This window comes from Bartonella sp. AA18HLJMS, assembly GCF_042197245.1.
Lineage (GTDB): Bacteria > Pseudomonadota > Alphaproteobacteria > Rhizobiales > Rhizobiaceae > Bartonella.
Genome location: NZ_JBHIRP010000007.1, coordinates 92,103 through 100,508, shown reverse-complemented (window position 1 = coordinate 100,508; position 8,406 = coordinate 92,103). Strand labels below are relative to the sequence as shown.

Below are 8,406 nucleotides of genomic sequence, written 5' to 3'. Positions count from 1 at the left end.
CATCTCAAAGGAGGAACCGACATCTCAAAGGAGGAACCGACATCTCAAAGGAGGAACCGACATCTCAAAGGAGGAACCGACATCTCAAAGGAGGAACGGACATCTCAAAGGAGGAACGGACATCTCAAAGGAGGAACGGACATCTCAAAGGAGGAACGGACATCTCAAAGGAGGAACGGACATCTCAAAGGAGGAACGGACATCTCAAAGGAGGAACGGACATCTCAAAGGAGGAACGGACATCTCAAAGGAGGAACGGACATCTCAAAGGAGGAACGGACATCTCAAAGGAGGAACGGACATCTCAAAGGAGGAACGGACATCTCAAAGGAGGAACGGACATCTCAAAGGAGGAACGGACATCTCAAAGGAGGAACGGACATCTCAAAGGAGGAACGGACATCTCAAAGGAGGAACGGACATCTCAAAGGAGGAACGGACATCTCAAAGGAGGAACTAAAAAACTGTAAAAGCGTTTAACAGTGAAGAAGCCCCTAGGCTGACAAATTGGAGCCCATGCTGTCAACCTCTCATTTGGAAAATGATTGATGAATCCCTTTGTTTTTATCCTCTTATTAGTTTCATGTACAGATGATTTTAATAGTTGCTATTCGAACAATACAATGGTTAAAATCTATCCAACGGCTCAAGCATGTGAACAATCCATGATACCGTCCACAAAAAAGTTTTCATTTTCTGGACAACAAATTTTTGCTCAATGTATAAACGTCCATGCAGATTTACATCAACAAGAAGTAAAATTGATCTGGTCTGTAACAAACCGTGGAAATTTCCTGCTTAAAAGCCAAAACGTAAAGGACAAGCTGTCTACAGTACACAAAGAAGATATTTTACCAACATCGCTTCCTCTTTTACATTCTTCTTCCACAAACCTCTTGCACAAAAAACTTTAAAAGCATAAACCCATCAGATCTCAAAAAAATAATCAATGAAAGACATGATGGATAATAAGCGAATGCACCCTTCAAAAGACCATCACACAGAGCAAAATTCTCTGCCTCAAGATCTCCCTTTAGATCCTGCTGTAGAACGAGTAAGAAAAAAACTTATGGGTTTAATGATTATTTCCGTTTTAATAACGCTTTTCCTTATTCTAACCGTACTGTTTTTAATTGTTTATAAAGTGATAACAACCGGATCAGCGCCAAAACAAACAGAGCTATCTTCCTCTCTCAGCAAAAACCCACACATTATCCATCATACGCTCTCTCTACCGGAAAAAACACAGATTTTGTCGCAAAGCCTCTCAGAACACAATATTGTACTGAAAGTTTTAACCCCTGATGGACAAACAAAATTTATGATTTACAATTATCATACCGGTGCACTTGTCTCCATTCTTTCTGTTGAAACAACAAAAGAGAGAGCGAAGATAATGCCTCATTAAGAAAACTAACATCAATAAGCGCTGACATAGCATTCTGAAGGTTTAAACATTTTCTGCAAGCTGGCATTATCACACGCTTTACCAGCGCGTGGGTGTTGCCGACAATCCTTGGCGCTAGAGAGAGTTCATAAGAGCCATTTTTATTCCTTCTTATACAAATTTATCCACACGGGCTCTCCCCGTTTGCAACGTGCAAGCGAATGGTTTTTGTTGATCCAACATGGAACAAATTTGGAAATGAGAGAATTCTAGGGGTTTAGGGGCTCTCACCTAACATTCAAAACAATGAATTATTATTATAAATTAATGTGATAAGTCTTAAATATCCACCACACGGGCGACGGCGCATTTTTACTGTATCCCCTCACTTAAATCTTGGAAAAGAAGAAACCTTTCTGTCAACGCATTCCCATTTTAAGAAAATGACATCACTTGGGAAAAGCTAATAAACGTGCAAGAAATACCTCTTCTTGAGTGCAAAAATTCAACATATTAATTTATAGTGATGATTTATTTTGCATGTCAAACGAGAATCTCAAATACTGTAAGATTCTCCCTTTCAAATCTGTTCGTAAGAAACTGAATCAAAATCATTTCTTTACATATCCCAGCAAGGAAATGGATGAATAAAAATACCTCTTATGAATGATCCGGTATCAAAAGAAGAACTGTTGCAACATTGAAAATTAAAGCAATAACGCCCAGTTTACCTCTTTTATTAAGCAAAGATAACCGATGGATTTCACATGATAGAATTCATGAACACCAGTGCGAAATGGGCATGAATACATTGAATAATATTAAATATAAGTGTGAATTAAATAAAACAACGACATTGCGTTCTTCATAAAAGAACTGCCTCTTAAAATACACGGATGCGGTTTTCTCTGTATTTCCTCACTTAAATCCCAGCAAAGAGGCAATCTTTTCTGTCAACACCCTTTGTTAAGTCTCAATACTGCCGGTGAAAATCCAAAGAAAGCGCAAGAAGCTTCTTGAGTATATACAATTTACTATCATGATACCAATAACATCACCACAAGCGCTTATACAGCACCCTTCAGGTTTAAACATTTTCCTCTGCTTCAAGATTGACCACTTGAGCGACGGCGTGGTTTTCTCTGTATCCGCTTACTTAAATCTCAGCAAAGAGGCAATCTTTTCTGTCAACAGCCTTCGTTAAGTCTCAATACAGCCCCGTGAAAACTCAAGGAAAGCGCAAGAAGCTTCTTGAGCATATTATAATTTATTATCATGATACCAATAACATCACCACACAAGCGCGCTTACACAGCACCCTTCAGGTTTAAACATTTTCCTCTGCCTCAAGATTGACCACTCGGCGACGGCGTGGTTTTCTCTGTATCCCCTCACCTAATCCAGGCAAAGAAGAATCCTCTTTTGTTGCTGTTTTTGTTGCTGTTGATGCATCTCCATTGCTAGAGCTTTCTGCTGTTGTAAGTGAAAGCTCAAGAGATGATTCATCTTGAGTCCGTACAGTACGTCGACGAGGAGAACGACGTATTTTTTTGACAGGTTCAACATTTTTCTCAGAGAGGCAGTGCTCTTGATCTGTTTTTTCATCCGATAGAGCCTCTAAAGCGTTTTCTCGCGCATCCCCATTTTGCGCTTTATCATATTGGCCATTGCCATTTTTTTGCGACGACATTTGTAATACATCTGTATCACCCTCGACAGCATCCTTTTTTTCACCATCAAGATTTATTTCACCGCATTCTTGCCCATTGTTTTCATCACGATTTTCGTTTTCATCACCACGATTTTCATCACGCCGAACCGATTGAGACATTTGCCCAGCTGCTGCTAAAATAATACGCAAATAGTGCTCGGCATGTTGTAAATAATTTTCCGACATAACACGATCGCCTGCACCTTGTGCATCACGCGCAAGGCTTATGTATTTATCGGCAATTTGCTGAGCATTCCCGCGAATTTTAACATCCGGACCGCTACTTTCATAATTGCGAGACAACGGATTAGGACCGCGACGATTATTATTGTTATTACCATTATTGTTATTATTGCGACCGCGTACCCGTCTATTTTGTTGTGGCCTCATCTTTATCCCTTTTTGGAGTGTTTGTCTTATGTGTGTCTTAATTGACGCTTCCTCATTACATTATCTTTTGATAATGCTGATCATGTTTAACATACGATTATCAAGCTATCCGCGTTTATTTCACTCAAACGAACCCTACTGATATTGATAAAAGCATATATTTTCTTGAAAATCACAAAACAGCAGGGAAATCGTAAATCAAAAATTCCCTTTTTCTCTGTCAAACAGCAGAAACCTAATGATGTTCACGTAAAATGCCAAGTGTTTTTTTTAAAATAAACCATATTTCACTAAAAAAAAATAATTATCTTGTGGAAAACAAAAAGGAAAACACACATATAACACACCTGACAAAGAAAAAATTCCTGCCAGAGAATACTAGAAGCTTCCTTTTTTGCTCTAAAACCACCGCTCCTAAAAACGCCGATATCCTCTACCCCCTCGTGCATTTAACTCACAAGCACTTCCATCCCAACGAGTCACTGCGCGAACCTCTTTATTTTATAAATATAGCCTCTCTTCATCGCTAAAGCAACCCCTTGCGAGCGATAATCCACGATCGCCTCACAAAACCTCTTAATTTTTATAGATAGATTAACACGAAGTATTATTCAAGCCCTATAATCACCAAGAGATCAATCTTCTTTCCCAAACAAGTCAATGATACTATCAATTTTTATTTTAACCCATAGAGTTTTTAAGTTAATCACAGTTTTTATTTATAACAAATTGAGCTTAAAAACAAAATATTTAAATACAAAAAAATATCAAATTATGAAAAAAACGACCAATATGTCACACTTTTTTAAAAATCAGCTTCTTCTCAAAAAAATACCCTCCTCAAAGCCTATCAATAAGAATGGCCTAACGTATTTCCTTACTTATCTTTTCTGATAAAGAAAACTAGAATTATAAAACAAGCACATTTTTAAACCCAGCACAGCGCTTTACGCATGAAGAAGCCGTAAATGTTTATAAAAGGAATGTTTTTTACTCATTTTTGTCATGTCTATTGACTTACACCCTCAAAGAAGGAAGATTCTCAAATCACACTGGTCTGTCAACAATGAAAATACTTATAAAATTCATACACTGAATTGATTTGTAATGGTAATTCATATTTTTTGTGTTGAGTAAGAAAATTAATATCGTAGGATTTTTCATCCTCAATCTGTTTGCTGTTGAATCAATCTCTTTTTCTTGCATGTTACATGTGGGAAAACCTGCGTGGAGTAAAAATGATAAAAAGACTAAAAGTGCCTCTTATGAACCGTCTCTAAGGCTAAAGGGCTGTCGACAGGCACCATTGGGAGCGAGCAAAATGTGAGATAGTACTGGCTTACTCTTTTTCAAACCATAAAGATGAACATGCTCTATAAATTTTATACATTCATGAGGGTTTTACCATTATACCATTCACCAAAACCATTACGAAATGGATTTCCCACACTCGTTATTTCCCTTCAAAAAGCGCAACAAACCCTCTTGAAACTCCACCACGCCCCCTTAAACATTTCAAGGAGGCCATCCATACCTTATGTCGCCACACCTTAAATAAGAAGTGCGATATAACAAGATAAATAAATCAAGCTGCTATTGGTCATGAGGCAGATAGTCATTTAAGAGGCTTTTATCTTTTTGTCAAAATTCGCATCCTTTTAACTTTCCATATAAAAACTTAAAAGTAATTGCGCCTTTTGCCTGTTTTATTTTCTCTTTCATTCAGAAAACAGTCTCGTAAGAGAAAATAATTTCCATCCCCAGGACGGACCCTCGTCAAACATTGTTTTTTAGCACTATCAGAAAGCTTATCCCACATTTCACGAATAGCAAAATAGGCCTCACTTTCCAAATTAAGACAATGCTGATAAACCTCTCTTTTCATATCGGGCATAACAGAAGCAGAAATTTCCTTGCAATATACGCGTAGATCAAAAACAGGAATAACCAATTCAACGGGTGCTTGTTGTGTTACTTTTTTATGAGAAGAAAAATAACTAACCACCTTTGCAACAACAAAACACAAAAACACTATACAAAAAAGTATTATGCAAACAAAAGCAATCTTGCGATATAATCTTTTGAAATAAGCCTTTTGTCTTGCTCGGATTCTTTTTTCCATAAAGATTGTACCCTTTAATATCCCAAGAGAAGCTTTTACAGCAAAAAATGATAGAAGTATCTGTGTACACAATACAGGTTATAGCCGCAAACGATCAAGACTCTTATGTCAAAAGACTCTCTTTTTTACCGTATAATTCTTATCGTATAAAATTCTTATGAAACACTTTTCTCATGCCCTTTATGAAAAAATAGGGCTGATGATTTTCTCTCACCACTTTAAAAGACAAAGATTCTTTATCCATGCGGATCTATAAACAATTCGTCTTTGTTAAGACATGTCATATTGATTTATAAAGAATATTTATTGTTTTACATGTTGAATGAGAAACCCGAACACCATAGGATTCTCTCATCCGAAGTTTGTTTTCTATTGAAACAATCAAAACCATGTTGCTTACAAGTTACAAGCGGAGCTAGCATGTGGATTAAAAACTGTATAAGAAAGGCATATGCCTCTTATGAATCGTCTTAAGTGTCAAAGACCGTAGCAAAATTGGGAGCTAGAAAATACAATGATGGTGCGGACTTGCCTCTACATAAGCGTGAAGATGGGAGTGCTCAATGGATTTACCGTTATTCACCACACAAACACTTCATATATAAAATCTTATACGCCTTCTATTACCGCCCCCTCAAAAAGCAGTCGCTAAAACAAGATAAGAGATTATAGATGTAAAACTCCTAACAAAAAAGAATGGACTTTCTAATCGAGATCAACAAACACTGTTAAAGACACATTTGCATTTTTGACCATGCTGGCATGTATGATAATGGCCCTTCAAATGCGCCACCATTTTATGCTTCACCTCATATCATTCTCCGTCAAACAATCACAAAGATTCTTTAACTATTCAACGCCCCCCAACCAAAGCAAAGAAACCAAACCCAGACGCCTGCATTTTTATTTGAATCTTCCCTATTGGGATAAAACACACAAGAATTTAAAGATTTCACTGCAAAATGAAATCACAAAATACAATAATGAGAAAAATATCCAAAGCCATCTCAATAACAAATATATAGCGCCCCTGTTATTAGAAAGTAAAAAAAGCCGCACCATTTAAAGGCGCGGCTTATGAATAGAGATATAACTAAATAAAATACAAAAGAAATCAATAATAAATACTTATACACAAAACGTATAGTATTGCAAGCTTTTTAATTATATTTATAAAAATATCCAAAAAGAGTATAAATAATGATACATTCGTATTGAGGAGAGCTGTTTATAACAATACACTTTCTAAAATAAAAACGTATCAAATAAATCAAAATACTTTGTAGCTTTATCTCAATATAATCCATGAAAAAACACACATAATTTAAGTCCATAATTATAATAAGACCCGTTCTTTTACGCTTGTAAAAGCTGGTTTTTCTTAACTTACATTCACCACTTCAAAAGATGAAGATTCTTCACCCAATCTGATCTATCAACAGCCCAGATTGCATCGGGGTTCATTTGGCTTTCTCGCATGTGATTGACTTAAACTTAAAGCTCAACAAATAAGCCTGCCTTAAATATTTGCCATGCCCTTTAAAAAACACTTTTTGTATCATGGAAGCTCTTACAAAGAGGCTTGCCTTATATCATCACACCTGAAAGGACAGTCTTTACAGCATAAACAGGACAAGACAAATCAACAACCGCTTGTACAATCTTGTCTGATAAGAAAACAAGTGAAACGTTAGCCTTCAAGCCTGCTCCAACAGTATAGCATTTCTCTTCTTTATAAGAAAAGACACAACGATACGCATGATTTTCTTATAGGCATTTTTCTGCTTTTGTCCTTTTAGCAATTAACATTTTCTTTTTATGGGATTTTTAACAAATTAAAATTGCGATGAACTGCACTTTTTTTCTTTTTAAAAAGCGTAAAAATGGCAATTTTTTATAGATTTAAAATCATCAAACGCCCTATCCAAAAAGCTTTTTAAAATGATTGCAAGATTTTTTATCTTTTTTAAAACTTCTTTTGTCATGCGTTTTTGTTCGAACACGGCTCCTTTCTCTGTAGGCTTTAAAAACTTGCCCTTAGATTTCAATATGCGCCCTACTCTCCCCAACAACGCATGATCAACTTATCCTGCAACAACGCTTCTCTATCAATTTTTACCCTTTTTTAACATCTCAAACAGAGTGCAATTCCAATCCCCACCGAAGATATAAATCAGGTTTATCTCATCTATAGCTTCAACCCATACATATTGTTATGATCACTCTTTTCTATTTTTCCTTTTCTAACAAAGAAGAAATCTCTCTAGAATGCTCAACACTGATGTTTTGAGCAACACTACTGTATATTCCTAGCGGCTTATGTGCTGTAAATTTTGAAATAAAAGAGCTGTAGTCTATTTTTGGCGCCTCGTATATTGGAGAAAAAAATATGTCTCCAACGGACGATGATTCTGTTTTAATTTCTGGTGCGCTCACAAAACTGTTTGGTGTCGTTATTCCACCACTCACAACACTATTAATACTGTCTTGCTTCTCTTCTTTCTCATTTTTTTTCTGTTCGACATTGGTAAGATCTAGAGCATTTAATTTTTTTTCTAAAGCATCCATGCGCTTTGCAATTTTTGTAATATCTTCATATGCTTTCTTCAACAATGCGTTTAAAGGAGCATGTCCCATTCTTCCGCTAGCATAAAGAACCACACGAATACATTCCGGATCATCAATATCAGCAATAGAAAATGGAAAAAGTGCCATTATATCCCCCTTTTTGATAAGCTAAACGCGTATTAAGGCATTTGCATCTCTTTTTTCGTTGTACGGCTCTTGCATTTCTCA

Annotated in this window: 6 protein-coding genes; 3 read left to right on the top strand and 3 right to left on the bottom strand. The window is 36.4% G+C overall.

Annotated features, from left to right (window positions below; genetic code table 11):
* From ACFINW_RS05765 to ACFINW_RS05755, 3 genes are all read left to right on the top strand, one after another.
* Positions 1-480: hypothetical protein (locus ACFINW_RS05765; protein ID WP_375673956.1), on the top strand; the 480-nt coding region annotated here is incomplete at its 5' end.
* Between the two features lie 68 nt (positions 481-548).
* Positions 549-914, top strand: coding sequence for a hypothetical protein (locus ACFINW_RS05760; protein WP_375641011.1), 366 nt, complete (start codon positions 549-551; stop codon positions 912-914).
* Between the two features lie 44 nt (positions 915-958).
* Positions 959-1,408 (top strand): hypothetical protein, encoded by a 450-nt coding sequence (locus ACFINW_RS05755; RefSeq protein WP_375641010.1) that lies wholly within the window; start codon positions 959-961, stop codon positions 1,406-1,408.
* Between the two features lie 1,306 nt (positions 1,409-2,714).
* Here the strand turns inward: ACFINW_RS05755 and ACFINW_RS05750 are convergent.
* The 3 genes from ACFINW_RS05750 to ACFINW_RS05740 all read right to left on the bottom strand — a co-directional run bounded on the left by ACFINW_RS05750 (position 2,715) and on the right by ACFINW_RS05740 (position 8,325).
* Positions 2,715-3,488 carry a DUF4167 domain-containing protein gene (locus ACFINW_RS05750; protein ID WP_375611688.1) on the bottom strand — a complete coding sequence of 258 codons (774 nt, stop codon included), beginning with the start codon at positions 3,486-3,488 and terminating at the stop codon, positions 2,715-2,717.
* A 1,678-nt stretch (positions 3,489-5,166) separates the two neighbouring features.
* Positions 5,167-5,610, bottom strand: a complete 444-nt coding sequence (locus tag ACFINW_RS05745; RefSeq protein WP_375610680.1) for a hypothetical protein — start codon at positions 5,608-5,610, stop codon at positions 5,167-5,169.
* 2,229 nt (positions 5,611-7,839) lie between these two features.
* On the bottom strand, positions 7,840-8,325 hold the full coding sequence (locus ACFINW_RS05740; protein WP_375613651.1) for a hypothetical protein: 486 nt from the start codon (positions 8,323-8,325) through the stop codon (positions 7,840-7,842).
* Positions 8,326-8,406 lie beyond the last annotated feature (81 nt).